Here is a 25972-nt window from a genome sequence, read left to right as displayed (position 1 = left end):
CGACGCGCGCGGAGGTGGGAGGATCGGGCGGTGACCGACCTGGCGGAGCCGACCCGTGCCTCCCGGCCGGGTCTGCCGACCCGCGTCCGACGCACGGTGACGGACGGACTGGAGGCGCGGCACAGCGGGTGGACGGCTCCCCTGCTCCTGTGGCTGGCCTCGCGCGTGGTCAGCACCGTCCTGCTGCTCGGCGTCTGGCTGACCGCCACCGTGCACGGCTGGACGTTCGCGTCCCACCGCCGGGAGGGCACGTTCTGGTCGTTCCTCGGCTCGTGGGACGCGTCGTTCTACCGGACCATCGCGGAACGCGGCTACCCGAACACGCTGCCGCTCGACCAGGCGGGCCACGTGCTCCCGAACGCCTGGGCCTTCCTGCCCGTGTTCCCGACGCTCGCGCGGGCGGTGCAGCCGCTCGTCGGCGGGTCCTTCTGGGTGGCCGGGGTGCTCGTCGCGACGCTCGCGGGGGCGGGCGCGTGCGTGGTGCTGTACCGGCTCGTCGCGGCGGTCGCCGACGTCCGGCGCGCGCGGTGGGCGACCGCACTCTTCGCGTTCGGACCCACCGGGTTCCTGCTCCAGGTGGCCTACGCGGAGAGCACCTTCCTGCTGCTGCTCTTCGGGGCGCTCCTCGCGCTCGTGCGGCGGCGGTACTGGGCCGTGCTGCCGCTCGGGTTGGTGGCGGCGTTCACGAAGCCGGGGGTCCTCGCGCTCGCGGTCGCGCTCGCGGTGCACCTGGTCGTGCGGTGGACACGCGAGCGTCGGGCGCTGCCGGTGCGGGACGCGGTGGCGATCGTCGTCGCGGGGCTCGGGATCGCGGCGGCCGGTCTGGCATGGCCCGTGGTCGCCTCGGCGGTGACCGGACGACCGGACGCGTACCTGGACACCGAGCTGTCGTGGTGGGTGGGGTTCGTCGGTCGGCAGCACTTCGCGCCGCTGACGCCGTGGTTCACGATGGCGGGGACCTGGCTCGGGCCGGCCGGGATCGTCCTGGTGGTCGTCGTGCTCGCCGGGGCCGTCTGGTTCTGGACCCGGCGGGGCGTCCGTGCCCTGGGGGTCGACGTGGTGTCGTTCACGGCGGCGTACGCGCTGTACCTCGTCGCGGTGTTCCTGCCGCAGCAGAGCCTGCCGCGGCTGCTCATGCCGACGGCGCCGCTGCTCGGGGCGGACGCGTTCACGGCGACGCGGCGGCGGGCGGTGGGGTGGCTCGTGGTCGGGGTGTGCCTGCAGCCGGTGGCCGTGGTGCTGCTGTGGTTCCTCGGGTACCCGTGAGCCGCGGCGGCGCGGGGCGCGTGTCGCGGCGCGCGTGCGGGGCGGGCCGCGGCTTGTTCGGCGTGTCTGCGCACAACGGGAAGCACGCCGAACAACTGAGTTCCGTGGCGCGGCGTGCTTCCGGTTGTGCGGGCGCCCGCGGCGGCCCGGCAGCCCGCCCGAACGCGCGCGCGGCGGCGGCTACGCATCGAACGTGTGGAACCAGGCGGTGCCGCCCGGGTGCTGCACGGTGATCATCTCGTCGAGGTCCCGGTAGGGCCCGTCCTGGTTGTGGCTAGCCGACTTGATGCGGACGGTGCCGTCCGGCTCGGTGAACACCTCGGACACGATCGTCACGTGGTCGGGTGACTGGTTCGCGTTCCAGTCGTAGAAGACGATGTCGCCGACCTTGACCTTGCTGCGCTCGTCGAGGGACCGGCGGGTGAGGCCGAACGTCGACGCGTTCGCGCTGAGCCACGGGTCCATCGACGGGCAGTAGGTCCACGTCGCGCTGTGCTGCGCGCCGCCGTCCCGGTTGTACCAGTCGCCCCGCTGCTGCCACCCGCGCGCGATCAGCGTCTGGCTGACGTAGTTCGCGCAGTCGCCGCCGATCGGGTTCATGGTGCCGTACTCGGCGGTGTTGTAGTCCTCCCAGTGCGCCATCGCGTACTCGAGCTGCCGGTCCACGTCGGTCAGGGCCGCGTACGTCAGCGAACTCGTCGCGACGGCGGTCGACGCGTCCGGCACCGGTGCGGCGGTCGGAGTGGGTGTCGCGGTGGCGTCGTCCTGCGTCGCCCCCGCCTGGCCGTCGTTCGCGGCGCTGCCGTTGCCGTCCGACGAGCGGTTCGCGGACGCCGAGGGCTCGATCGCGGTGGTGAAGAGGGCGACGTCCGCGGCTCCGGCGGCGTACATCGCCTGGTGCGGGGCCGTGAAGGTCACCTTGGTCGCCGAGGCCTGCACGTCCCGCGCGGCGACCCCACCGACCGTGGCCCCCCGGACGGCACCGAGGCCGGTCCCCGCGATCGTGACCGTGACCCCGCCGGCGAGCGGCACCTGCGCCGGCTCGAGCGAGGAGGCCGCGGGTGTCGCCGCGCCGGTCGCGCTGCCGGACCCGCCGGACGCGCGGCCCGAGGCGGCGCTGGTGGGGCCAGATGCGACGTCGCCACCGCCGTCCCCGCCACGGGAGCAGGCGGCCACGGCGAGGCCGATGCCGGCGACACCGGCGAGCGAGAGCAGCGAACGACGCGTGAACGAGGAAGACATGACCTGTCCAGGGTAGGCGACGGTGCGGCAGGATCGCCGGTAGCAACCCGACCAGCACCGGAAGGATCAGACCATGCCCGAGAGCCACGACTTCTTCGTCGCCGCCGACCCCGAGTCCACCCGAGCCCGCGTCCGCGAGGCGCTCGTCCGCGAGGGGTACGCCGTCGTCGACGGTGAGCAGGGCGCTCTGCAGGCCACCCGTGGCAACCTCGGCCTCACCTTGCTCATCGGCGGCCTCGCGAACGACCGCACGTTCCACACCCGGCTCGACGTGCAGGTGATGGTCGCGCCCGACGGACGCACCGTCGCGCGACTGCTCCGCGGTTCCGGCAAGTCCGCGCTGAAGGGCGGTGCGATCGGGATCTCCCGCGGCAACCGCGCGTTCGAGCAGGCAGCGAACGCGATCCACGCCGAGCTCACCCAGGCAGGCATCCTGACGGACAGCATCGCGAGCTGAGCCGGCGGCCCGGGAAGCACAGCCCGGAAACACAGAAGGCCACCCCGCGGGGTGGCCTTCTGCACTCGAGTGGAGCTAAGGGGATTCGAACCCCTGACCTTCTCATTGCGAACGAGACGCGCTACCAACTGCGCCATAGCCCCGAGTGCTCGACCACATTAGCACCACGTCGTCGACGATCCGAAATCGGTCCGACCCGCTCGGGCGTGCCGCGGAGTGGACGCTGGTCAGACCGCGCGACGGCGACGCATGATCGCGTCGAGGTCGGCCTGCTGGAAGCCGTCCTCGTCGAGCACGCCCATGCCCGCCCAGCGGCTCGGCGGGGCCGGTTCCGCCACGGGCTCGGCGGTCGGGGCCGCGGCGGTCTCCTGCCCGCGCGGCTCCGGCGCGGGCGCCCGCAGTCCGAGCCGCTCGGCGAGCCGGCCCTGGTCGTGCGCGGAGAGCGAGGCGACCGCTTCCTCGACGTCCGGCCGCATCCGCGACACCCGGGCGAGCGAAGGGTCCGTCTCGGCGGCGCGGATCGCCGCGGCCTCGGCGTCCGCCTCGGCCTTCGCCGCGGCGACGCGCTCCCGCAGCCGTGCGGCGAGCTCCGCTGACGACTCCGGCGAGGGGGTCGGTGCGGCGGGGCGCTCGACGTAGAGCGGCTTCGGGACGGCGGCCGGCGGAGTCCAGGTGCGGTCGCGCGTGGGCTCCGTCTGCTGTTCCGTGGGCAGCGGCGGCGCCGGGTCCGTCCACGTGGTCGACGGCCGGGAGGCACGGCTCGCGTCGGCAGCGCCGGCTGCGGCACGCGCCTTCCGCGCCTGGGCGACCTGGTGCAGCTGGGCGAGCACGGCGGCGGACGCTCCGGCCGCGACGAGTCCGGCGACCGCCACGAGCCACGCGGACGGTGCGGCGACGAGGACGACGAGCGCGACGACGAGGCCGATCGCGCCGAAGGTCGTCGCGCCGAGCCGGGACCGTCGCATCCGACGGGCGGTCAGTGCGGGGACGGCCGACACACGCTCGAGCTGGGGCTGCTGCTCGGCGAGTCGCCGGGTGATCTCACGCTGCCGAGCGGCCTCGTGGGCGCGGACGATCGCGGCGCGCTTCGCTTCCTCGGACCGCGCGACGCGCTGCGCCTCGGCCAGCGACCGGGCGTTCATCTCGACGCGGACCTCGTCCGGCAGCTCAGCGGTCTGGGCGAGGATGCGGAGGGTCTGCTGCAGCCGGATGGCGTTGCGCTCGGTGGCGAGGTACTGGCGTCGGGCGGCCCACGAGGGCATCAGGTAGACGACCCAGAGCACGGCCGCGATGAGCAGGACGATGCCGCCGCCCCAGGAGCCGATACCTGCCATGGGGCAACGGTAGGGGTGCGGGTTCCCCTGGCGGGTGATTGCCGGTCGCGTGTTGCGCGGGTCGCGACGGATCCGGTGGAGGCGGGGCGTGCCTCCCGGCCGTCACTGGATGCGCGCGGTCACTGGATGCGGGGACGGGTGTCGAGCGGCATGGCGGCCTCGTCGCGGGCCGCCAGCGGCACGCTGCCGACGCCGGCCGGGACGCGACCCGCGACCCAGCGGTCGAGGACGCCCTCGCGGACCTCTTCTGCGACCAGGGCGAAGCAGAAGTGGTCGCGCCAGTCGCCGTTGATGTGGATGTAGCGGCGGCGGAGTCCCTCGTACCGGAAGCCGAGCTTCTCGACGACCCGCAGGCTCGGGGCGTTCTCCGGACGGATGCAGATCTCGATGCGGTGGATGCCGACGACCCGGAAGCAGTGGTCGACGGCCATCGCGACGGCGATCGGGGTCACGTTGTGTCCGGCGGCGTCCTCGACGACCCAGTAGCCGATCGACGCGCTCGCGAGGGAGCCGTAGGAGATGCCGGACACGTTGAGCTGGCCGACGAAGCGACCGTCGAGCTCCATCGCGAACGGGAGCCCGAGCCCGGCGCGGGCGTTGGCCTGCAGCGCGCGGATGCTGCCTCGGACGTCCGTCGACACGTGGCCGGACGGGTTCGTGGCCTCCCACGTCCGGAGCCAGCTGCGGTTCGAGGCCAGGGCGACGTCGAGGTCGCGCGTGTCCCGGAGGCGGAGGGGCCGGATGGTGACCCGCCCGTGGGACAGGGTCGGGATCGTCGTCATCGCTGTGGTTCCTCCGGTACCCGGTGGTCGGCCGGGTGGATGCACGAACGGGCCCGGGGAGGACCCCCGGACCCGTTCGCACGGGGTCGGCTATTCGCCCGCGTTGAACTCCTTGAGCCACGACTTGAGGTCGGGGCCGAGGTCATCGCGGTCCGAGGCGAGCTGCACGATCGCCTTGATGTAGTCGAGTTTGTCACCGGTGTCGTACCGACGTCCACGGAACACGACGCCGTACACGCCGCCGGTCCACTCCTCGGCGCCGGCCATCTTCATGAGGGCGTCGGTGAGCTGGATCTCGCCGCCCTTGCCCGGCTCCTGCTTCTCGAGGACGTCGAAGACCTCGGGGCGGATGACGTAGCGGCCGATGATGGCGAGGTTCGAGGGGGCTTCGCCCTGCGGGGGCTTCTCGACCAGGCCGGTGATCTTCACGACGTCGTCGGTGTCGGTCTGCTCGACCGTCGCGATGCCGTACATGTGGGTCTGCGAGGCCGGCACCTCGAGGAGCGCGACCACGGTCGCGTTCTTCTCGCCCTGGACCTCGATCATGCGCTTGAGGAGCGGGTCGCGGGCGTCGATGATGTCGTCACCGAGCAGGACCGCGAACGGCTCGCGCCCGACGTGCATCTTGGCCCGGAGCACCGCGTGGCCGAGGCCGAGCGGGTCGCCCTGGCGGACGTAGTGCATGTCGGCGAGGTCGGTCGACTGGTTGACCTTCTGGAGCTTCTCGTGGTCGCCCTTCTTCTTCAGGGTCTCCTCGAGCTCGGACACGTGGTCGAAGTGGTTCTCGAGCGCGTTCTTGTTGCGCCCGGTGATCATCAGGACGTCGGTGAGTCCGGCGCCGACGGCCTCTTCCACCACGTACTGGATCGCCGGCTTGTCGACGACCGGGAGCATCTCCTTCGGCATCGCCTTGGTCGCGGGGAGGAAGCGCGTGCCCAGGCCTGCGGCCGGGATCACCGCCTTCGAAATCTGGAAGCCCATGCCGAGAACGTATCGGATGACCCCTGCACGGGGCATGTCGTCACTGCTGGGGACACGGCTTCCCGCGCCGAGCGGCGGGAAGCCGCATCGTGCCCGCTCGCTAGACTCCTCGCCATGACCGCCGACCTCGGGAACGAGAAGCGAGCCCTGCGGGCCGAGCTCCGGCAGCGCCGGCGCACCCGGACCGCGACCGAACGGGACGGCGACAGCCGCGCCCTGACCACGACCCTGCAGCGCTTCGTCGAAGAACGGCAGGTCCGGTCCCTCGCGCTGTACCTGTCGGCGCCGGACGAGCCCGACGTGCGACCGTTCCTGAACTGGGCGCACGAGCACGGCGTGCGGGTGCTCCTGCCGGTGACCCGCGAGGACGGTCTGCTCGACTGGGCCGTCGGCGACGGCGAGTCCGAGCGCGAGGGCCTGTCCGGCATGCCCGAGGTCGTCGGCGAGGTGCTCTCCCCGCTCGCGCTCGGCGACGTCGACGCGATCCTGACCCCCGCGGCCGCCGTCGGGAAGGACGGCTGCCGGATGGGCTGGGGCCGCGGCTACTACGACAAGACGCTCGGGTCCATGGCGAACCGTCCGCCCGTCTATGCTGTGATCTTCGACGCGGAGTACCTCGACGAGGTCCCGCGCGAGGCCCACGACGAACCCGTCGACGGCATCATCACGCCGTCGCGCATCATCACCTTCCGGAGCTAGGGTGCCCACCTACTCGTACCGCTGCACTGCGTGCGACAACGCCTTCGACGTCAAGCAGTCGTTCTCCGACACCGCACTCACCGAGTGCCCGGTGTGCGGGGGCGTCCTGCGCAAGGTCTTCTCCCCCGTCGGCGTGACGTTCAACGGCGGCGGCTTCTACCGCACCGACTCGCGGTCGACGCCCTCGTCCGGTGGCTCGTCGTCGGGTGGCTCGTCGTCCGGCGGCTCGTCGTCCGGTGACTCCTCGTCGAGCACGTCGAAGGCCGCACCGAAGAAGACCGAGTCGAAGCCGGCCGCGCCCAGCGCCTCCTGACGAGGACTCGTCCCCGTCGGTACGGTGGGGTCTCCTCGACACGGAAGGAGGCCCGCGTGAAGGGCTTCAAGGAGTTCCTGCTCCGCGGGAACGTCATCGACCTGGCCGTCGCGGTCGTCATCGGTGCGGCGTTCACCGCCATCGTGACCGCGATCGTCAACGCCGTCATCAACCCGGCGATCGGCGCGGTCTTCAACGCGTCGAGCCTGGACAAGGCGCTGCCCGTCGCGATCCCGACCGTCTCGGGCGGCGAGGCGGTGATGTACTTCGGCGCGGTGATCGGCGCGGTCATCAACTTCGTCATCGTCGCGGCGGTCGTGTACTTCGCACTCGTGCTCCCGGTGAACCACCTCAAGAAGCTCGCCTTCGAGCGGGTGCAGAAGAACCAGGAGCAGACGCCGCAGGACGTCCCGCCGACGGACGTCGAGGTGCTGCTCGAGATCCGCGACCTGCTGCGCACGCAGAACGGCGCCGCGGTCGGTACGGGTGGCGGGGCGCACGTGGCCCCGTCGACCGCGCCCGAGGGTCCGGGGATCGCCGGCACGACCAAGCTGTAGCGCGCGGGTCGACCGCGGTCGCCCCGCTCCGAACCACGGAACCGACGTCGAACCATGCACGTGTGCTGGTTCCACGTCGGTTTCGTGGTTCGATCCGCCCGCGATGGTGGGCGGCGCGTCAGCGCGCGCGGGACTCCGCGCGGTGCTTCGCGGCGAGGGCCCTGGCGTACTGCACGCCCGCGACGACGTGTCCGATCGTCCCCGCCCAGACGAACACGAGCGCGGTGACCCGTACCCAGTCGTGGTCGGCCGCGAACGACGTCGACGAGAACAGCAGCAGCGGCAGGCCGACGAACAGCAGGGCCGAGCGCACCTTGCCGGTCCAGGTGACGTCGAGGTCGGGGTCGCCCCGGAACCACAGCCCGGACAGCAGCGCCAGCACCGCGTCGACGACCACGATGATCGCGACGCTCGGCCACGGCAGCAGTCCGACGAGCACGAGCGACAGCACGATCGCGATGATGGCGAGCCGGTCGGCGATCGGGTCGAGGGCCTTGCCGAGCTTCGAGCCCTGGTCGAACCTCCGCGCGATGAACCCGTCCGCCCAGTCGCTCACGCCGAGGACGACGAGGGTCACCAGGGCCCAGCCCGAGTGGTGTGCGACGACGAGCCCGATGAACACCGGGATCAGCAGGAAGCGGACCACCGTGATCAGGTTCGGCCACGTCTGCCAGTCGGGGCGCTGCCGCACGGTGTCAGTCATCGCGTCCCAGGCTACCCGTCACCAGTGCGGGGGGACGTCGCGGCGGAGCTGGTCGTCGTTCTCCCCCGTGCGGTGCCGCGGCGGTTCCGGTGCGGGAGCGGGGTCGCTGCCGGGCACCGGCTGGGTGGTGACGCGCCTGCGGGGTCGCGCCGTGCCTCCAGGCCGGCCCGCCGTCTCCGGTCCGTCAGCCGCTGACCGGACGGGAGGCACGGGGTCCGCCGCGTCGTCGGCCCGCGTCCACGTGCCCACCAGCTGGTCCGTGTCGGGCGTCACCGGCCCCGCGGGCCGGTGCGCCCTGCGGCTCATCGGCGCGCCGGGATCGGCGGGATGCTGATCTCCTGGGTGGCCCCGCGGTCGACGCCGAGCACCGACGCGACCGTGTCCGCGACGCGGTCCGGGTCGGAGAACAGCTGGAAGGCGTGCACGCGCACGTAGTGCCAGCCGAGTCGACGGAGCACCTCGGGACGGAGCCGCAGGCTCTCGCGGAGCGACCCGCGGACGAGCGAGGCGTCGGTCTCGATCGTGACGCAGACCCCGCCGTGCGCGGCCACCAGGCCGAGCTTCCCGCGGTGCCCGAGTGCCACCGGGATGCCGCGCATCTCGAGGCGTCGGGCCAGGTCGACGAGCAGCGGGTCGGAGTCGTCCGGCACGTACTCGGCCGTGGTGCGTGCGCGGACCTCGGCGAGGATCTCGGCCAGGGCGACGGTGCCGTGACCCATCCGCTCGGCCTCGATGTCGGACGGCTGGAAGCACGTGACGATGACCATCGAGCGGCGCGCACGGGTCATCGCGACGGCGAGCAGGCGCTCCCCGCCCGGCTTGCCGAGCGCCCCGAAGTCGCGGAGGACCCGGCCGTGCGGCGTCCGGCCGTAGCCGATGGAGAACACGACCCGGTCGCGGCTCTGCGCGACCGACTGCTCGAGGGTCGCGACGATGAACGGCTCGGCCCGGTCGCCGATGACGAACTCGGTGAGGTCCTTGTGTCCCTGCGCGGCCGTCAGGACCGCCTGCTCGACGCGGACGGCGTGCTTCGCGGAGGCCGTGATGACCATGAGCGACTCGGACGGCCGGGTGCGGGCGTGCTCCATGACGAGCCGGACGACGCGGTCCACCTCGGCGTCGACGCTCTCGACGGCGCCGGACTCGGGGTCCGGGACCGCCTTGCCGTCGCTGACGTAGTCGATCGCGATCGACCCGTGCCCGAGGAACGACCCGGCCCACGGCAGCGACTCGATGCGGCCGCCGTAGAAGCGCCGGTTCACGAGCTCGGCGAGGTCCTCGCCGCCGGCGCGGTACGACCGAGTGAGTGACAGGGTCGGCAGCAGCGTGGAGAGCTTCGCCAGCGCGGAGTCGGCGTGCAGGGCGTCGAGCGTGCCCTCGTCCACCTGCAGGGCGCGGTGGTCGGGGTCGACGGCGATCCGGAACGGCGACGGCGTCTGCGTCACCGGGTCGCCGAACGCGACCGTCTGCCGGGCGCGACGGATCGCGCCGACGGTCTCGGCGATCGTGACGGCGCCGGCGTCGACCAGGATGACCGTGTCGAACGGCATCGTGTCGGCGATCTGCGCGACCTCGTACGGCGATGCGAGCCACACGGGCGCGATCGACCGGGACAGGTGCGGCGCGGAGTCCTGGAGCAGGCGCGAGGTGATCGCGCCCTCCTTGAGCTGGGTGCGGAGTGCGGTCGCCTCTTCCGGCCAGTCGACGAGACCGACCTTCCAGTTCTCGGCGAGCTGCCACGCCAGACCCTGGGACACCCCGGCGGCGTGCGCGTCGTCGACGAGCCGGAAGTCCGCCTCGACGCGGTCGAGCATGTCGGTGTTGCCACCGAGCAGCGCCCGGTCGGACTCGAGCATGGTCTCGAGGGCGGACTGCCACCACGCGAGCTCGAGCTCGGCGGGCACCTGGGTGTCCGGGACGTGGCGGTTCGCCAGGTCGGTGATGAGCGGCTCGAGCTGCAGGTCGCGCAGGGTCTGCATGAGCTCGGTGCGCTCCTGCAGGTTGTGCAGGACGTCGGACTCCTCGGCCAGGCGCGCGATCGTGGGGACGAGCTCGTCGATGGGCAGGTTGGCCAGCTGGGTCTCGCGCGACGTGCGGCCGAGCGGCTCGTCCAGGCGCGCGAGGTCCTGCACGACGTTCGAGAAGAGCACCTGGACGTCCCCGATGCCCGTGGGCACCTCGGGGTTCACGCCGGCGGCGACGTAGCGCTGCCAGAGCACGCGCTGCTGCTGCACGCGGGTCAGGGCCTCGTGCAGGTCGGACACGTGCACACCCGGGCGGACGTACTCGCGCGCGAGCTTCTTCAGCCGGCGCCGGTTCGTTGACGACATCGGGGCGCCCTCGCCGCGCGGGGCGGTGGCGGCGACGAGCTCGGCGACCGAGCGGTCGAACACGACGGGCAGGAAGCGGTCCAGCGTGTCCCGGATCTCGGTGAGCAGGCGGAGGTAGATGCCGAGCTCGTTGATGGTCGTGAACTGCCGCATGTGCGTCGAGGCGACGAGGTCCTGAGCACGGCGGAGCAGCGTCGGCAGCCCGTCGGCGTCGAGGTCCTGCGCGGTGCGGTGCGCCCGCTGCGCCCCGTCGCTCGAGCCGAACTTCGCGCCGTACCAGGGCGAGTCGTCGGGACCGTAGCGGAACTCACCGAGGTTCGCGGCGCTGACCATGGTCTCGGCGACGCGCGAACGGCCCTCGACCATGCTCGTCACCGAGGTGGACGACAGCCGCGCGGTCGTCGACGGCGGCACCGGCAGGAGCGAGAGCCGCGAGAGCTCGACCAGGCAGTCGAGCACGGAGACGCGGAAGTGCGGGTCGACCCGGGTCAGCGAGCCGCGGTAGTCCGTGAGGACCTTGCGGAGCCGGACCAGGGCGTCGTCGACCTCGCGGAGGTTCGGCCTGGACGCCTTCTCGTTCCGGGCGATCGCGCGGACGACGTCGCGTCGGAGCGTGGACGGTGTGACGGCGACCCCGGGGAGCTGCACCTCGGCGAAGCGCGCGGCGATCCCCCGCAGGGTCGCGCGGCGCGGGCTGACCACGAGGACGCGCTTGTTCGCCGCGACGAGCCCGCCGAGGGCGTTCACGATGGTCTGCGTGCCACCGGTGCCGGGGAGGGTCTTCACGACGATCGAGTTACCGGCCGTGATCTGCGCGATCACGTTCTCCTGCTCGTCGTCGGCGTCGAGCAGGAGCGTGTCCGTCTCGGGGCTGCGCTCGTCGGACGGCGTCTGCTCGACCGGGTGGTACGACTGCTCGACCTGCCACTTGGCGCTCGGGTTGCCGGCGAGGGCGTCGAGGACCGGGTGCGACAGGTCCTCGGTGTCCTCGACCAGGCCGCTCGCGACCTCGGCGAAGGTCGACACGACCAGGCGCGCGTGCACCGAGAAGCCGGGGATGTGCGCGGTCAGGCCGCGCAGCCGGTCGATGACCGGGTTCGGCGTGAACGAGCCGTCCTGCTGCGCGAGCGCGACGAAGGACTGCGCGTCGAGGATGACGCCGTACTGCTCGTGCAGGGCGTCGGCGAGGCCCGGGTTCAGGACGGGTTCGCCGAGCAGGCGGACCTCGAAGTCGCGGCCGTGGCGTCGGATGGCCAGCGGGCGGAGCAGCACGGGGCCGCGGAAGTGCTCGTCGGCGTGCGTCCAGTCGGCCATGCCGATGCCGAGTTCGACCGCGTCGATGCCGCGGACCGTGGCGAGCTCGGTGCCCTTCTCCTCGACCCGGGCGGCGGCGACGCGGGCGGCGCGGAGCGCCACCTCGTCGCGGATCAGGCTGGAGAGCAGGGTGGTCTTGCCGGTGATGAACTGCGCGAGGCCACCCGGGTGGGTGGTCGAGAGCTCGATGCGGGTGCGCGGGTGGTCGCTGAAGTGCGTGAGCGGGCTGACGCCGCCGACCCCGGTCAGCTGCTTCCGCCACGCGTCCCACGCGGGTTCCGCGGCGTTGCCGGCCTGGAGGCGCGGATCACCCAGGCTGATCGCCTGCGGACTCGTGAGCTGCAGCTCCGGCCGCAGGGTCCGGTCCGGTTCGTCCGTCACGACGTTCGCTCCCTGCTCCACCTGCTGGTCGTCCTGCTCCCCCCGGCCGTCGGCGGGTACGGCGCGACCGCGCGCGGGGACGTCGCCGTTCGCGTCGCCCTCGTCGTCGGTCACCCTGTCCGCTCGCCACACATCGGACACTGTAGGCGGAAGCGACCGCCCTCTCTGGCAATGAACCGAGGTTTCCGGGATTCCGGGCCGCCCCGGGACGGTCGGGCTCCCCGGCCACCCGCGTGTGGTACCAACGTGGACATGGCCATCGACGACCGCACCACCACGTCCACCCCTGCGCCGGATCGGCGTCGATCGGTCCCCGCCGAGATCTCCCGTTCGTGGCTCCTCGTCCCCGGCACCGCCGCCGACCGGTTCGAGCGGGCGCAGCGGTCCCGGGCCGACCAGATCATCCTCGACGTCGAGGACGCGGTCGACCCCGCCGCCAAGCCCGGCGCCCGCCAGACGGTGGCCTCGTGGCTCGCCGGCGGCGGTGAGGCCTGGGTGCGGATCAACGACGTCACGACGGACTTCTGGGCGGACGACGTCGAGGAGCTCCGCGGCCTGCCCGGCCTGCAGGGCGTCATGCTCGCGAAGACCGAGTCGCCCGCACAGGTCACCGACACGTGGCACCGGCTCGGCGGCCACACGCCCGTGATCGCGCTCGTCGAGTCGGCGCTCGGCATCGAGGAGGCGACGTCGATCGCCCGCGCGCAGGGCGCCTTCCGACTGGCGTTCGGCTCCGGCGACTACCGCCGTGACACCGGCACCTCCGCCGACACGATGGCGATGGCGTACCCGCGCTCCCGGCTCGTCGTGGCGTCCCGCGTCGGCGACCTGCCCGGGCCGATCGACGGCCCGACGGTCGGGTCGGCGCACGCGATCCTGCGCGAGCAGTCGCAGGTGGCGGTGTCCCTCGGCCTGACCGGCAAGCTCTGCCTGGACACCGAGCAGCTCCCGGTCATCAACGAGGTCATCTCCCCCACGCCGACCGACGTGGCCTGGGCGCAGGACTTCCTCGACGACTTCGAGGCCCGGGGCCGGGTGATCCGCGACGGCTCCGACCTGCCGCGACTCGGCCGTGCGCAGAAGATCCAGCGACTCGCCCAGGCGTTCGGGGTCGAGGCGCGGTAGACCGGTCCCCATGACCTGGTCGAACGTGCCCGGCGGTCCGCCGCAGTCCTCGCCCACCGGCGGTCCCCACGACCGCGACGCCCAGCAGCGGGCCGAGTGGGCGCGCGGCGGGACGACGCTGTTCCCCGCCGGGCGCATCGCCGACCGGGTGTCGACCGTGCTCCTGCTCGTGTTCGGCGCCGTGATGACGCTCGTCACGGCGGTCGTCGGCATCATCGCGCTCGTCTCCGCCACCGCCGGGTGCGACGCCGCGACCGGGTGCTCGCCCGGCGGCTACCTCGGCGGGACGGCCATCGCGGTCGGCGGCGCCTTCGTCGTCGGCGTCGCGACCGTGGTGCTGACGATCGGCGCCTGGCTCCGGCGGCGCTCGCCGTGGTGGATCGCCGCGATCGGCTTCGTCCTGGCGATCGCCGTGATCACCTGGGGCGGCGTGGTGTTCGCCGACGCGGCGGACGGTGTCGGGACGGCAGGGACCGCGACCGCAGCACCGTGAGGGTCTCGCGGACGTCGGTCGCCGTCGTCGGGGGCGGCCCCGCCGGTGTGGTGCTCGGGCTGCTCGTCGCCCGGGCCGGCGTCGACGTGCGGGTCGTCGAGTCGCACCAGGACTTCAACCGCGACTTCCGCGGCGACACCGTGCACGCCTCGACCATCCGACTGCTCGACGAGCTCGGGCTCGGCGACCGGTTCCGGGCGCTCCCACAGTCGCGCCTCGACGACTTCTCGCTGCCCCGGCCGGACGGGTCACGGCTCGTGCTCGGCGAGTTCTCGCGGCTCCGTCCGCCGTACGACCACGTCGCGATGGTGCCGCAGTGGGACCTGCTCGACCTGCTCACCACCGCGGCGCGCCAGGAGCCCTCGTTCTCGATCACCATGGGTACCGCGGCCTCCGACCTGATCGTGGAGGACGGGCTGGTCACCGGCGTGCACCTGACGCCGCGCGACGGCGGCGAGCCCGAGGAGCTGCGCGCCGACGTGGTCATCGCGTGCGACGGCCGGAACTCGGTGTTGCGGGCCGCGGCGGGGCTGCGACCGCGACGCTTCCCGGTCGGGTTCGACACGTGGTGGTTCCGGCTGCCCCGCCACGAGGACGACGACGCGACCGCGCTCGTGCCGGCCTTCACCGGTCGGGACGTCCTGCTTGCCTTCCCGCGGCAGGGGTACCACCAGGTCGCGTACTTCGCACCGAAGGGGTCGGACGCCGCCCTGCGCGCCGCGGGCGTCGAGGCCTTCCGGGCGCGGATCGCGCGGCTGCGACCGGACTTCGCCGACCGGGTGGAGGGCCTCCGGTCGATGGACGACGTGCACGTGCTCGACGTCCGGACCGACCGGCTCCGTCGCTGGTGGCGTCCCGGGCTGCTCTGCATCGGCGACGCCGCGCACGCGATGTCCCCGGCCGGCGGGGTCGGCATCAACCTGGCGGTGCAGGACGCGGTCGCGACGGCCACCGCCCTGGTCCCCGCACTCCGGCAGGGGCTGCGCGGCCGGGCCCTCGACCCGGTGCTCCGGGCCGTGCAACGCCGCCGGACGCCTCCGACCGTCCTGGTGCAGACGGCGCAGCGGTTCCTGCACCGGGTGGTGTTCGAGCGCGCCTTCGCCGGGCGGCTGCAGGACGGGCCACCGCTCCTGCCCGTGCTGCTCGCCCGGTGGGTGCCCCCGGCGCGGGGCCTCTACGCGCGGGCGGTGGCGTTCGGACCGCTGCCGGAGCACGCCCCCGCCTGGGCACGGCGCTGACCGCCAGGAACGCTCAGGCCGGCAGGGGCTTCTGCCAGCGGTCGATCCGCACCGTGATGCGCTGCGTGGTCTGCCCGTCCCAGTCGGCGTCGAGCCCGTGGTCGACGAGGGCCGCCACGACCGCCGAGGCCGCACTCACGCGGCTGTGCCGGCCCAGGACGGCCCGCCCGTCGGCGGACTGCTCCGCGAGCGCGACGTGGTCCGGCTCGAGGTCGGGCGACGGTCGGAAGGCGCCGTAGGCCAGGTACAGCAGCGCAGTCGGCTCGGCCAGCCGCTCGGCGTCCTGCTGGTGGAAGAACACGTAGGCCCACTCCCGGTGCCTGTCCGGCGCGGTCGGGTCCGGCGTCCGGGCGTCCGCGCACTCGGCGACGCCGTCGGCCTGGTCGACGCCGACCGCCATGCCGGTCACGAAGCCCTGCTCGCGGAGCGTGGCGAAGGCGTCCCGGAGCCGCTCGTACTGTCCGGATCCCGGCTCCCACGCGTGCTGCTCGGTCAGGCGCGCGGCCCAGCGGTCGCGGACGGCCCGCTCGACCACCGGCCGGAGGGTCTCCGGGTCGTCGACCTCGTCCTCGTGCACCTCGACGACCGTCTCGACGACGTCCTCGAACGGGGTGAAGCCGGGCAGGACGAGTGCGTCGATCGTCTCGGCGAGCGCCACGGGGTCGATCGCGACGGGTGCCGGCGCCGGTGCCGGTGTGCTCGTGTCGGGGGTCGCCTCGGAGCGCCGTCGTCGCCACCACCGGAACGCCATGCGCCGATGCTACCGAGCGGCCCCGTGCCCCGGACCCGGCCAGACCGGACCGGACCGGGCGGCGGACGCGAGCCGGCCCGTGGGACGGGCACCGTGCCTCCAGGCCGTGCGCACACTGGGCACGCACCCGACGGACGGGCGCATGCTGGCGACATGAAGCAACGAGTCATCGGAGACGTGTCGGTCAGCGCGATCGGGCTGGGCGGCATGCCCATGTCCATCGAGGGCCGACCCGACGAACGGCGGTCCATCGCGACCATCCACGCGGCGCTCGAGGCGGGCGTCACGCTCATCGACACCGCGGATGCCTACCACCTGGCCGGCCACGACGAGGTGGGGCACAACGAGACGCTCATCGCCAAGGCGGTGCGCGAGTTCCACGGCGACACGGACGCCGTGCTCATCGCCACGAAGGGCGGGCACCTGCGCCCCGAGGCGGGGCCGTGGGCGCAGGACGGTCGGCCGGAGTACCTCAAGGAGGCGGCGAAGGCCTCGGCGAAGCGACTCGGCGTCGACGCCGTCGGGCTGTACCAGTTCCACCGGCCGGACCCCGCGGTCCCGTACGCCGACTCGGTCGGCGCGCTCGCCGAACTGCTCGACGAGGGGGTCATCCGGATGGCGGGCATCTCGAACGCCGACCCGGACCAGATCCGCACGGCGAACGAGGTCCTCGGCGGGCGACTGGCGTCGGTGCAGAACCAGTTCTCGCCCGCGTTCCGGTCGAGTGAGCCCGAGCTGGAGCTGTGCGACGAGCTCGGCATCGCGTTCCTGCCCTGGAGCCCGCTCGGCGGCATCGCGAAGGCCGCGGACCTGGGCACCGCGTACGAGGACTTCGCGGTCATCGCCCGGGAGCGCGGGGTGTCCCCGCAGGTCGTCGCGCTCGCGTGGGAGCTGCGGAAGAGCGACGTCGTCGTACCGATCCCCGGGGCGTCCCGGCCGCAGTCGATCCTGGACTCGGTCGTCGCGGCGACCGTGAAGCTCCGCGACGAGGACGTCGCCCGGCTCGACGCCGCACGGCCTGCGGCCTGAGGCACGGGCGCAGCGACGCCCCGTCCGGCAGTGGTGCCGGGCGGGGCGTCGTCGTACGGCCCGGGGTCAGGCCGTGCAGACCTTCTGGAACTCGGTGCCCGCGTCCTGGACCTTCTGCGTCGTCGCGGTGAAGGCGGAGAGGTCGGCGGACTTCGGGTCCTTCGCGATCGACTCGATCTGGGTGAGCATCTCGTCGTAGGCGGAGCGGAACGCCTCGGCCTTCGGCTTCACGTCCGTGTTCTGCACGGCGTCGACGCCGTCGGAGAGCGACTGGTCGAACTCCTTGAGCTTCGCGACGGCGGCGTTCGGGTCGGACTGCAGCGCGGAGACCTGGGACTGCAGGCCCTTCGCGGCGTCCTCGACCTTCGACTGGAAGGCGGAGCAGGCCTCGGCCTTCGTCTGGGACGACGCCTGCGACGACGCCTTCGGTGCGCTGCTCTGTCCCGTGCTGCCGCTCCCGCTGCTGTTGCCGTCGCCGTTGCCGCCCGGTCCGCCGCCCGAGCAGCCGGCGAGCAGTGCGACGGCGAGTGCGGCGGTCGCGAGTGCGGTGGTCTTCCTGGTCATGTGGGTCCCCCTGGAGTCCGTGCCCGCGCCTCGGTCGTGCGCGGGTCGCCGTCGACGGTACATGGCGGACGCACAGGTGGTCGCGGGTCCCGGGGCTAGCGTCGAGGGCATGCAGGCGATCACGGCACACGACGGCGCACCCCGACTCGACGAGCTCCCGGACCCGGTGGCCGGTCCCGGCGAGGTCCTGGTCGAGGTCGCCGCGGCCGGGGTGAACAACGCGGACCTGCAGCAGGTCGCCGGGAACTACCCGCCGCCGCCCGGCGCTTCGGATGTGCTCGGCCTCGAGGTCTCCGGCACCGTCCGTGCCCTAGGCGACGGCGTGACCGGGTTCGCGGTCGGCGACCGGGTCTGCGCCCTGCTGTCCGGCGGCGGGTACGCCTCGCTCGTGGCGGTCCCGGCGGCGCAGGTGCTCCCGGTCCCGGACGGCGTCGACCTGGTCGAGGCCGCGGCGCTGCCCGAGGCGGCGTGCACGGTCTGGTCGAACCTCGGGATGATCGCGGGCCTGCGTGCCGGGCAGACACTCCTGGTGCACGGCGGCACCGGCGGGATGGGCTCGCACGCGGTGCTGCTGGCGAAGGCCATGGGTGTCCGGGTGATCGCGACGAGCGGCGGCGAGCGGAAGGTCCGGGCGTCGCAGGAGCTCGGCGCGGACCTGGTCGTCGACCACCGCACCGAGGACTTCGTCGAGCGGGCCCTGGCGTTCACGGACGGCCGCGGGGTCGACGTCGTGCTCGACGTCGTCGGCGCGGACTACCTGGCGAAGCACCTCGCCGTCCTGGCGCCGAACGGGCACATCGCGGTCATCGCGGCGGGCAGCGGCAGGACGGGCGAGCTCGACTTCGGCGCGATGATGCGGAAGCGCGCGACGATCAGCGCCACGACCCTTCGCGCCCGACCCCTCGACGAGAAGGCCGCGATCGTCGCCGCGGTCCGGGAGCACGTCTGGCCGCTCGTCGCCGACGGCAGCGTCCGACCCGTCGTGGACAGCGTGCTGCCGCTCGCCGACGCCGCCGAGGCGCACCGCCGGGTGCGCGACGGCGAGGTGGTCGGGAAGGTGCTGCTGCGCCCGTAGCAGGGCCCCCGCAAGACGCAACGTCGACGGTTGCTTGCAGCGACATACCGCTGCGAGAAACCGCCACCGTTGCGTTTCGCGAAACGCCAGACGCGGGGACGCGGGACGCCGGGTCAGGCGTGGACGCGCGCCAGGAACTCGACGAGGGCGGGGTGCTGCGGGCGGTCGAGCACGTCGGACGGGGTGCCCTGCTCGACGACCTCGCCGCGGTGCAGGAACACGATCCGGTCGGCGACCTTCCGGGCGAACTGCATCTCGTGCGTGGTCATCAGGATCGTCGAACCCTGCTCCTTGAGCTCGCGCACCAGGTCGAGCACCTCGCCCACGAGCTGCGGGTCGAGCGCGCTCGTCACCTCGTCGAGCAGGAGCAGCTCCGGCGAGGTCGCCACCGCACGCACGATCGCGACGCGCTGCTGCTGCCCGCCGGAGAGCCGGTCCGGGTACGCGTCCGCGAAGTCCGACAGTCCGATCCGCTCGAGCAGCCGCCGGGCCGTCGCCTCGGCCTCGGCCCGCGGGACGCCGTGCACCCGACGGGACGCGAGCGTCACGTTGTCGAGGACGCGCATGTGCGGGAACAGGTTGAACTGCTGGAAGACGACGCCGATGCGCGCCCGGGTGGCGTCGACGTCGATGCGCGGGTCGGCGATGTCGGTGCCCTGCAGCAGCACCTCGCCGTCGTCGATGCCCTCGAGCAGGTTCACGGTCTTGAGGAGCGTCGACTTCCCGGAGCCGGACGCCCCGATGACGCAGATCACCTCGTGCCGGTGCACGGTCAGGTCGATGCCGCGCAGGACCTCGTGCCCACCGAAGGCCTTGCGCAGGCCGCGCAGTTCCAGGACGGGGACCGACGCGTCGGACGCACCACTTGCCTCCAGGCCGGTGATCGGACGGGAGGCGCGGCCCGCCCCCGCAGCGGATGCCTCGGTCACACGGTCCCTCCGATCTGCTCACGGCGCTGCTGGCGCCGCGCGACCGCGTCGGTGACGCGGATCAGCGGCAGGCTGATCACGACGAACAGGAGTCCGGCGACCAGGTACGGCGTGAAGTTGTAGGCCTCGGCCTGGGCGATCTGCGCGCTGCGGACCGCGTCCACGGCGCCCAGGATCGACACGAGCCCGACGTCCTTCTGCATCGACACGAAGTCGTTCATGAGCGCGGGTGTGACCTTGCGGATCGCCTGCGGCAGCACGACGAGCCGGAGCGTCCCGGCGTGCGACAGCCCGAGCGACCGGGCCGCGAGCCGCTGCGAGGGGTGCACGGCCTCCATGCCGGCGCGCAGGACCTCGGCGACGTACGACGAGTAGGTGAGCACGATCGCGATGGTGCCCCAGACCTCCGGGGGCTGGCGCGGGAAGATGCCGAGCCCGGGGATGCCGAAGCCGACCAGGTACAGCACGATGATGAGCGGCAGGCCGCGGAACAGGTCGGTGTACGCCGTCGCGAGCATCCGCAGCGGGAAGAACACCGGGTTCCGCAGGCCCCGGACGACCGCGAGCAGCGTCCCGAGCACCGCGACGCCGATGCTCGCGAAGAACAGGATCCGGATGTTCAGCCAGAGGCCGAGCAGGACCTGCGGGAAGACGTCGACGGCGGTCTGCGGGTCGAAGAACGACTGCTGGACGGCGGCCCACCCGGGGGTGTTCACCACGCCGAGCCAGAGCACCACCACGACGACGAGCGTCGAGACGACCGACACCACGACCGAGCGGCGGCCGCGCTGCCGGCGGTACAGCCGGCGCTCGGCCTCCACCGGGCTCGGCGCTGGTGTGGCGACCGGGGTGCCGGCGCCTGCGGGGACGGTCACCGGGCTACTTCAGGACGGGGGTGTTCGTCGCCGAGGAGAGCCAGGTCGTCTGCAGCCGCTCGAGCGTGCCGTCGGACTTCAGGGCGGCCAGCGCCTCGTCGACCTTGCTCGTCAGCGCGGAACCCTTCGGCAGCACGAAGCCGAACTGGTCGCCCGTGCCGTCCTGCGGGAACTGCGCCGAGACCGTGCCGTCGTCGAGCTGCGCGCCGGACATGTAGAAGGCCGTCGGCAGGTCGGTGACGATGGCGTCGATCTGCCCGGACTTCAGGGCGAGGACCGCGTCGTCGTTCGAGTTGAACACCTGCGGGGTGACGCCGAGGACGTCCTTGACGCTCTGGATGCTCGTCGACCCGGCGGCGACGCCGATCGTGTCGCCCTTGAGCGCGGCGACCGTGGTGTCCTTCGCGGCCTTCGACTTCGTCGTGGTCACGACGGCCTGGGTGGTCGTGTAGTACGCCGTGGACATGTCGACGGCCTTCTTGCGCTTGGCGTCGATCGAGAACTGCTGGACGTTGAGGTCCCAGTCCTTCGGGCCGGGGGCGATCGCGCTGTCGAAGGTGCTGCGCTTCCAGACCACGTCGCTCTTGCCGTAGCCCATCTCCTTCGCGACGGCGTACGCCACGGCGGCCTCGAAGCCCTTGCCGGACTGCGGCTCGTTGTCCTCGACCCAGGGCGAGTACGCCGGGTCGCCGGTGGCGATCGTGAGCTTGCCCGCGGTGACGTTGCCGTCGGCGGAGCTGCTGCCCCCGGCGGAGCAGGCGGCGAGCGCGAGGGCGGCGACCGCGGCGGTGGCGACGGCGAGGGAGAGACGGCGGGTGCGGGTCACGGGCGGGCCTTCGTCAGGAGGGTCGGGGGCAGGACGCAGTGTACCGGCGAGTGGGATACCAGCGCGACGCCGGCGACTGCCCGTGACATGCGGGGCGGTCGGGACGGGCCGGGCAGGCGGGCGCGGGTCCGCTCAGGCGGGGTCCGCCATCGTGAAGTCGTCGAACGAGAAGCCGGGCGAGACCATGCAGCTCAGGAGCACCTCGCCGCCACTCGGCAGGGTCCGCTGCCAGACCCCGCCGCGGACGAACGCCTGCGCGTCGTGCAGCCGGTGCCGGCCGGCGTCCGGACCGAGCGTGATGCGGTCGCCGGGCTCGGGCTGGTCCCCGCTGCCGCCGAGCTCGAGCACGACGGTGTCGGGACCGTGCCACATCCAGATCTCGTCACTCGTCACCCGGTGCCAGGCGGACGCCTCACCCGGGGGCAGCAGGAAGTGGATGAGCGTCGCCGCGGGACGCTGCCCGGCGGGGGTGGCGACCTCGGAGGGCGAGGTCCACGTCCGGACGTACCAGCCGCCCTCGGGGTGCGGGTCCATGCCGAGCGCCGCGGCACGCTGGGGCACGTCGAGCCACTCGAGCACGCGGCCGTCGACGGTGCGACGGGGGACCATGCCGGGACGGGGTGCGGTGTCGGTCATCGGGACTCCTCGGGGACGGGGACGGGGTGGCGGACGAGCGCGCGGACGCGGTCGGTCACGGGACGGGGACGGGGGTGCCGGCGTCGAACGGGTGCAGGACGCCGTCGCTCGCACGGACCACCCCGCGGACGACGGTGGCGACGGCGCGACCGGCACCGTCCTCGACGAGCTCGGCGAGCGCGTCCGGCACGGTGCGTGCGTCGACGTCGAACACGGCCAGGTCGGCCCGCGCCCCGACGGCCAGGTGCCCGGCGCGGTCCGGCCCGACGGCCAGGCCCATCGCGTGCGCGCCGCCGAGGCTCGCGGCGGCGAGGAGCCGTTCGTGCAGGTCGCGGTGGCCGTAGCCCTGCGCGCGGGCGATGCGGTGCAGGGCCGTGACGTCGGCCATCGGGTCGAGCGAGGGCGACGACGAGAGCGAGTCGGTGCCGATCGCGATCGGACTGCCCTCGCGCAGGTAGTCCGCGACCGGGGGCGGGTCGAGCCCGATGACGGCGTTCGAGCGCGGGCAGAGCGCGACCGCGGTGCCGCGTGCCCGGAGCAGGGCCCGGTCGGCGGCGGTCACGTACACGCCGTGCGCGATGTGGCAGTCCGGCCCGAGGACCCCGAGCCGGTCGACGAACGCGGTGGCGCTCGCGCCGAACCCGAGCGCGCGCATCGCCCGGAAGGACGGGACGTTCGCCAGGTGCCAGTCGGCGCTGTGTCCGCCCCCGGCCGGTCCGACACCGTCGACGCCCTCGAGCCCGGGGACCGGGCCGAGCGCGGTCCGCTCGCCCTCGAACGCGGCCTCGCCGAGGTGCAGGTGCAGGCGGAGTCCGCGCTGCCGCACGATGTCGGGGAGCTCGAGCAGGGGCGCGACGTCGAGCGAGTACGGCGCGTGCGGGGAGAGTCCGGCGCCGGGCGTGGTCGGGATGCGCGCGAGCTCGTCGAGGACCTGGGCGCGGCCGTGCTCCTGCCACGCCTGGTTCTCCTGGTCCATGACCTCCCAGTAGGTGATCCCACCGAGGCCGTACGAGCCGAGGACGGTCGCTGCCTCGATGTCGGTGACGATGTCCGCGATGCTCGTCACACCGGCCAGCAGCGAGGCCTCGGCGCCGGCGGACGCCTCGGCCCGCCAGTCGTGCGGCCGGGCGTAGTCGACGTTGAACGCGGCGGCCCAGTCCTCGAACCCCTGGTACTGCCGCTGCCCGACACCCGCCATGCCGGTGTACTGCAGGTGCGAGTGCGCGTTCACGAGCCCGGGCAGCAGGGCGCCCCGCCACCGCCGCTCGGTGAACGGCTGGCCGTCGAGCTGGTCGACGACCCAGGAGCGGTCGCCGACGTGCAGGATCCGACCGTCGCGGACCGCCACCGCGCCGTCGGCGATGGGCGGCGCGGTCATCGGGACCACCACGCGGGCGGAGTGGACGACGGTCGGGTGCGCGGCGCTCACGGCCGGTGGTCCGTCGACGGGTCGCCGAAGCGGTGGGTGCGGACGTCCGGCTCGCGGTCCGGCAGGTGGCCGGCGGGACGGACGGGAGGATCGCAGCGGCTCCCCCAGGCGGCGAGCGCCGCGCGGGCGGTCGCCTCGTCCACCGCGGGGTCGACCGGCACGACGGTGCGGTCGAGCTCGTCGCCGTGCTCGAGCAGCATCCGCACGGCTCCGAGCTGCACCGCGAAGGACAGGTCCATGATCTCGACCGGGTTGCCCTCGGCCGCGCTCGTGTTGACCCCGGCGCCCCCGGCCAGGAGCAGCACGTGGTGGCCGTCCGGCCAGGTCAGGCGCTCCACGCCCGGCGCCGCCGGGACACGGGTCGCCCCGGCGACCAGGGCGTCCTCGACGGCGACCTCGTGGTCGACCCCGCCGGCGACGGACACGACCGCGCCGGCTGCTGCGGCCCGGAGCACCGCATGGTCGATCGTGTCCGGCACCCCGGTCGCGCTCATCACCAGGTCGGCGTCCCGCACCGCGTCGACGAGCGGCGCCACCGCGGAGCCGGCGAACCGGGCCTGCAGGGCCCGGACCGGGTCGACCTCGGCGACCGTCACCCGGAAGCCGAAGGCGCGGAGTACCTGGGCGACCCCCTCGCCGACGGGACCGGACCCGGCGACGACCGCCGAGCAGAAGACCCTCGCGCTCGCGATGCTCGACACGCGTCCGCACGTCCTGCTCGACGACGGCTCGCACCTCGTCCGGCTCGCCCACCAGGAGCGGCCGGACCTGCTGCCGACGATGCTCGGCGCGGCCGAGGAGACGACGAGCGGCCTTCGACCGCTCCGCACGATGGCGGCGCGCGGCACGCTCGGCATCCCCGTGGCCGCCGTGAACGACGCCCGCAGCAAGACCTTCTTCGACAACCGGTACGGCACCGGGCAGTCGACGGTCGCCGCGACGCTCGACCTGGTCGACGGGCTCGCGTCGTCCGCGCACCGCGTCCGGCCGGGAGGCTCGGCGGTCGTCGCCGGGTCCGGTCCCGTCGGCGAGGGGGTCGCCCAGGTACTCCGCGCCTTCGGCTTCCGGGTGACGGTCGCCGAGGTCGACCCGGTCCGGGCCCTGCAGGCCCGGTTCGCCGGCTCCGCGGTGGCGCCGCTCGTCGACGCGGTGCGGGACGCCGACCTGGTGATGAGCGCGACCGGGGTGCCGGACACGATCGACCATGCGGTGCTCCGGGCCGCAGCAGCCGGCGCGGTCGTGTCCGTCGCCGGCGGGGTCGACCACGAGGTCGCCGTCGAGGACGCCCTGGTCGCCGGGGCGACCCGTGTCCCGGCGGCGCCGGGCAGGAGCAGCACGTGGTGGCCGTCCGGCCAGGTCAGGCGCTCCACGCCCGGCGCCGCCGGGACACGGGTCGCCCCGGCACGCCCAGGGGTGCTCGCCGTCCCGGCGCTGTCCGACGACGTGTTCCTCGTCTCGACTGGCCGCGACCCCGAGGACGACCCCGCAGCGGCAGCCCGCATCCGCTGGGCCCGGCGCTCGATGCCGGTGTCGCGCGCGGTCGCCGCCGAGCTCCGGGACGGCGGCCTGCTCCGCGGCACCCGGGTCGGGGTGTCGATGGTGCTCGAACCGAAGACCGCGGTCCTCGTGCTGCTCCTGCGGGACGCCGGCGCCGAGGTGGTCGTCTACGCGCACGCCGACGAGACCGACGACGCGGTCGCGCAGGCGCTCCGGGACGCGGGTGTGCCGGTGCACGCGTCGAGCACGGCGACGACCGCCGAGCAGAAGACCCTCGCGCTCGCGATGCTCGACACGCGTCCGCACGTCCTGCTCGACGACGGCTCGCACCTCGTCCGGCTCGCCCACCAGGAGCGGCCGGACCTGCTGCCGACGATGCTCGGCGCGGCCGAGGAGACGACGAGCGGCCTTCGACCGCTCCGCACGATGGCGGCGCGCGGCACGCTCGGCATCCCCGTGGCCGCCGTGAACGACGCCCGCAGCAAGACCTTCTTCGACAACCGGTACGGCACCGGGCAGTCGACGGTCGCCGCGACGCTCGACCTGGTCGACGGGCTCGCGTCGTCCGCGCACCGCGTCCGGCCGGGAGGCTCGGCGGTCGTCGCCGGGTCCGGTCCCGTCGGCGAGGGGGTCGCCCAGGTACTCCGCGCCTTCGGCTTCCGGGTGACGGTCGCCGAGGTCGACCCGGTCCGGGCCCTGCAGGCCCGGTTCGCCGGCTCCGCGGTGGCGCCGCTCGTCGACGCGGTGCGGGACGCCGACCTGGTGATGAGCGCGACCGGGGTGCCGGACACGATCGACCATGCGGTGCTCCGGGCCGCAGCAGCCGGCGCGGTCGTGTCCGTCGCCGGCGGGGTCGACCACGAGGTCGCCGTCGAGGACGCCCTGGTCGCCGGGGCGACCCGTGTCCCGGCGGCGCCGGGCGTGGAGCGCCTGACCTGGCCGGACGGCCACCACGTGCTGCTCCTGGCCGGGGGCGCCGGGGTCAACACGAGCGCGGCCGAGGGCAACCCGGTCGAGATCATGGACCTGTCCTTCGCGGTGCAGCTCGGAGCCGTGCGGATGCTGCTCGAGCACGGCGACGAGCTCGACCGCACCGTCGTGCCGGTCGACCCCGCGGTGGACGAGGCGACCGCCCGCGCGGCGCTC

General features: G+C 73.6%; 25 protein-coding genes and 1 tRNA gene. 11 read left to right on the top strand and 15 right to left on the bottom strand.

Annotation, left to right across the window (positions count from 1 at the left end; all coding sequences use genetic code 11):
- Positions 1 to 30: 30 nt before the first annotated feature.
- The gene (locus HUN59_RS03300; protein WP_174777486.1) at positions 31 to 1266 is read left to right on the top strand and encodes a mannosyltransferase family protein; all 1236 of its coding nucleotides are present in this window, start codon (positions 31 to 33) and stop codon (positions 1264 to 1266) included.
- Positions 1267 to 1446: 180 nt separating this feature from the next.
- Here the strand turns inward: HUN59_RS03300 and HUN59_RS03295 are convergent, their stop codons facing one another.
- Positions 1447 to 2508, bottom strand: coding sequence for an amidase domain-containing protein (locus tag HUN59_RS03295; protein ID WP_174777485.1), 1062 nt, complete (start codon positions 2506 to 2508; stop codon positions 1447 to 1449).
- Positions 2509 to 2581: 73 nt separating this feature from the next.
- Here HUN59_RS03295 and HUN59_RS03290 point away from each other — a divergent pair, with 73 nt between their 5' ends.
- Positions 2582 to 2965: a hypothetical protein gene (locus tag HUN59_RS03290; protein WP_174777484.1), complete on the top strand. Its 384-nt coding sequence runs from the start codon at positions 2582 to 2584 to the stop codon at positions 2963 to 2965.
- A 70-nt stretch (positions 2966 to 3035) separates the two neighbouring features.
- Here the strand turns inward: HUN59_RS03290 and HUN59_RS03285 are convergent.
- The 4 genes from HUN59_RS03285 to galU all read right to left on the bottom strand — a co-directional run bounded on the left by HUN59_RS03285 (position 3036) and on the right by galU (position 6062).
- Positions 3036 to 3108, bottom strand: a tRNA-Ala gene (locus HUN59_RS03285).
- Between the two features lie 84 nt (positions 3109 to 3192).
- Entirely contained in the window at positions 3193 to 4299 is a 1107-nt protein-coding gene (locus tag HUN59_RS03280) for a hypothetical protein (protein WP_058743111.1), read from the bottom strand.
- A gap of 119 nt (positions 4300 to 4418) precedes the next feature.
- Complete coding sequence (locus tag HUN59_RS03275; protein WP_141862916.1) at positions 4419 to 5081, bottom strand: GNAT family N-acetyltransferase; 663 nt, start codon at positions 5079 to 5081, stop codon at positions 4419 to 4421.
- A gap of 90 nt (positions 5082 to 5171) precedes the next feature.
- Positions 5172 to 6062 carry a UTP--glucose-1-phosphate uridylyltransferase GalU gene (gene galU, locus HUN59_RS03270; RefSeq protein WP_174777483.1) on the bottom strand — a complete coding sequence of 297 codons (891 nt, stop codon included), beginning with the start codon at positions 6060 to 6062 and terminating at the stop codon, positions 5172 to 5174.
- Positions 6063 to 6176: 114 nt separating this feature from the next.
- Between galU and HUN59_RS03265 the strand changes: the two genes are divergently transcribed.
- The 3 genes from HUN59_RS03265 to mscL are packed head-to-tail and all read left to right on the top strand — an operon-like array spanning position 6177 to position 7631.
- Positions 6177 to 6761 (top strand): 5-formyltetrahydrofolate cyclo-ligase, encoded by a 585-nt coding sequence (locus HUN59_RS03265; protein WP_174777482.1) that lies wholly within the window; start codon positions 6177 to 6179, stop codon positions 6759 to 6761.
- A 1-nt stretch (position 6762) separates the two neighbouring features.
- Positions 6763 to 7074 carry an FmdB family zinc ribbon protein gene (locus tag HUN59_RS03260; protein WP_174777481.1) on the top strand — a complete coding sequence of 104 codons (312 nt, stop codon included), beginning with the start codon at positions 6763 to 6765 and terminating at the stop codon, positions 7072 to 7074.
- Between the two features lie 56 nt (positions 7075 to 7130).
- Entirely contained in the window at positions 7131 to 7631 is a 501-nt protein-coding gene (gene mscL / locus HUN59_RS03255) for a large conductance mechanosensitive channel protein MscL (RefSeq protein WP_058743106.1), read from the top strand.
- Between the two features lie 118 nt (positions 7632 to 7749).
- On the opposite strand, the gene HUN59_RS03250 is transcribed toward mscL, so the two are convergent.
- Both HUN59_RS03250 and HUN59_RS03245 read right to left on the bottom strand, forming a co-directional pair.
- Positions 7750 to 8334 (bottom strand): CDP-alcohol phosphatidyltransferase family protein, encoded by a 585-nt coding sequence (locus tag HUN59_RS03250; protein WP_174777480.1) that lies wholly within the window; start codon positions 8332 to 8334, stop codon positions 7750 to 7752.
- A gap of 302 nt (positions 8335 to 8636) precedes the next feature.
- Entirely contained in the window at positions 8637 to 12473 is a 3837-nt protein-coding gene (locus HUN59_RS03245; RefSeq protein ID WP_058743104.1) for an ATP-binding protein, read from the bottom strand.
- 138 nt (positions 12474 to 12611) lie between these two features.
- On the opposite strand from HUN59_RS03245, the gene HUN59_RS03240 reads away from it, so the two are divergent.
- The 3 genes from HUN59_RS03240 to HUN59_RS03230 are packed head-to-tail and all read left to right on the top strand — an operon-like array spanning position 12612 to position 15215.
- On the top strand, positions 12612 to 13484 hold the full coding sequence (locus HUN59_RS03240; RefSeq protein WP_058743103.1) for an HpcH/HpaI aldolase/citrate lyase family protein: 873 nt from the start codon (positions 12612 to 12614) through the stop codon (positions 13482 to 13484).
- Positions 13485 to 13494: 10 nt separating this feature from the next.
- Complete coding sequence (locus tag HUN59_RS03235) at positions 13495 to 13977, top strand: DUF6264 family protein (protein ID WP_174777479.1); 483 nt, start codon at positions 13495 to 13497, stop codon at positions 13975 to 13977.
- The gene (locus tag HUN59_RS03230) at positions 13974 to 15215 is read left to right on the top strand and encodes an FAD-dependent oxidoreductase (protein WP_174777478.1); all 1242 of its coding nucleotides are present in this window, start codon (positions 13974 to 13976) and stop codon (positions 15213 to 15215) included. Before HUN59_RS03235 ends, HUN59_RS03230 begins: the two co-directional genes overlap by 4 nt.
- Before the next feature lie 13 nt (positions 15216 to 15228).
- On the opposite strand, the gene HUN59_RS03225 is transcribed toward HUN59_RS03230, so the two are convergent.
- Positions 15229 to 15966, bottom strand: coding sequence for a DUF6891 domain-containing protein (locus HUN59_RS03225; protein WP_174777477.1), 738 nt, complete (start codon positions 15964 to 15966; stop codon positions 15229 to 15231).
- 153 nt (positions 15967 to 16119) lie between these two features.
- Between HUN59_RS03225 and HUN59_RS03220 the strand changes: the two genes are divergently transcribed.
- Positions 16120 to 16995: an aldo/keto reductase gene (locus HUN59_RS03220; RefSeq protein WP_141862935.1), complete on the top strand. Its 876-nt coding sequence runs from the start codon at positions 16120 to 16122 to the stop codon at positions 16993 to 16995.
- A gap of 66 nt (positions 16996 to 17061) precedes the next feature.
- On the opposite strand, the gene HUN59_RS03215 is transcribed toward HUN59_RS03220, so the two are convergent.
- Positions 17062 to 17559, bottom strand: a complete 498-nt coding sequence (locus HUN59_RS03215; RefSeq protein WP_174777476.1) for a hypothetical protein — start codon at positions 17557 to 17559, stop codon at positions 17062 to 17064.
- A gap of 109 nt (positions 17560 to 17668) precedes the next feature.
- On the opposite strand from HUN59_RS03215, the gene HUN59_RS03210 reads away from it, so the two are divergent.
- Entirely contained in the window at positions 17669 to 18634 is a 966-nt protein-coding gene (locus HUN59_RS03210) for an NAD(P)H-quinone oxidoreductase (RefSeq protein ID WP_058743114.1), read from the top strand.
- 113 nt (positions 18635 to 18747) lie between these two features.
- On the opposite strand, the gene HUN59_RS03205 is transcribed toward HUN59_RS03210, so the two are convergent.
- The 6 genes from HUN59_RS03205 to HUN59_RS03180 all read right to left on the bottom strand — a co-directional run bounded on the left by HUN59_RS03205 (position 18748) and on the right by HUN59_RS03180 (position 24030).
- On the bottom strand, positions 18748 to 19509 hold the full coding sequence (locus tag HUN59_RS03205; protein WP_217483643.1) for an amino acid ABC transporter ATP-binding protein: 762 nt from the start codon (positions 19507 to 19509) through the stop codon (positions 18748 to 18750).
- Between the two features lie 50 nt (positions 19510 to 19559).
- On the bottom strand, positions 19560 to 20438 hold the full coding sequence (locus HUN59_RS03200; protein ID WP_114849498.1) for an amino acid ABC transporter permease: 879 nt from the start codon (positions 20436 to 20438) through the stop codon (positions 19560 to 19562).
- A 4-nt stretch (positions 20439 to 20442) separates the two neighbouring features.
- Positions 20443 to 21264 carry an ABC transporter substrate-binding protein gene (locus tag HUN59_RS03195; RefSeq protein ID WP_174777475.1) on the bottom strand — a complete coding sequence of 274 codons (822 nt, stop codon included), beginning with the start codon at positions 21262 to 21264 and terminating at the stop codon, positions 20443 to 20445.
- A gap of 132 nt (positions 21265 to 21396) precedes the next feature.
- Positions 21397 to 21900 carry a cupin domain-containing protein gene (locus HUN59_RS03190; protein WP_254629976.1) on the bottom strand — a complete coding sequence of 168 codons (504 nt, stop codon included), beginning with the start codon at positions 21898 to 21900 and terminating at the stop codon, positions 21397 to 21399.
- 55 nt (positions 21901 to 21955) lie between these two features.
- Complete coding sequence (locus tag HUN59_RS03185; protein WP_217483610.1) at positions 21956 to 23329, bottom strand: amidohydrolase family protein; 1374 nt, start codon at positions 23327 to 23329, stop codon at positions 21956 to 21958.
- Positions 23326 to 24030 (bottom strand): hypothetical protein, encoded by a 705-nt coding sequence (locus HUN59_RS03180; protein ID WP_174777474.1) that lies wholly within the window; start codon positions 24028 to 24030, stop codon positions 23326 to 23328. The genes HUN59_RS03185 and HUN59_RS03180 overlap by 4 nt, the downstream gene beginning before the upstream one ends.
- On the opposite strand from HUN59_RS03180, the gene HUN59_RS03175 reads away from it, so the two are divergent.
- Positions 24020 to 25972, top strand: a 1953-nt coding sequence (locus HUN59_RS03175; RefSeq protein WP_174777473.1) for an adenosylhomocysteinase, incomplete at its 3' end; no start/stop codon positions are given. The two genes, HUN59_RS03180 and HUN59_RS03175, sit on opposite strands and share 11 nt — an antisense overlap.

The organism is Curtobacterium sp. Csp2, from assembly GCF_013347165.1.
The sequence above is the reverse complement of the archived record's forward strand: the minus strand, read 5'-3'. Positions and strand labels throughout refer to the sequence as shown.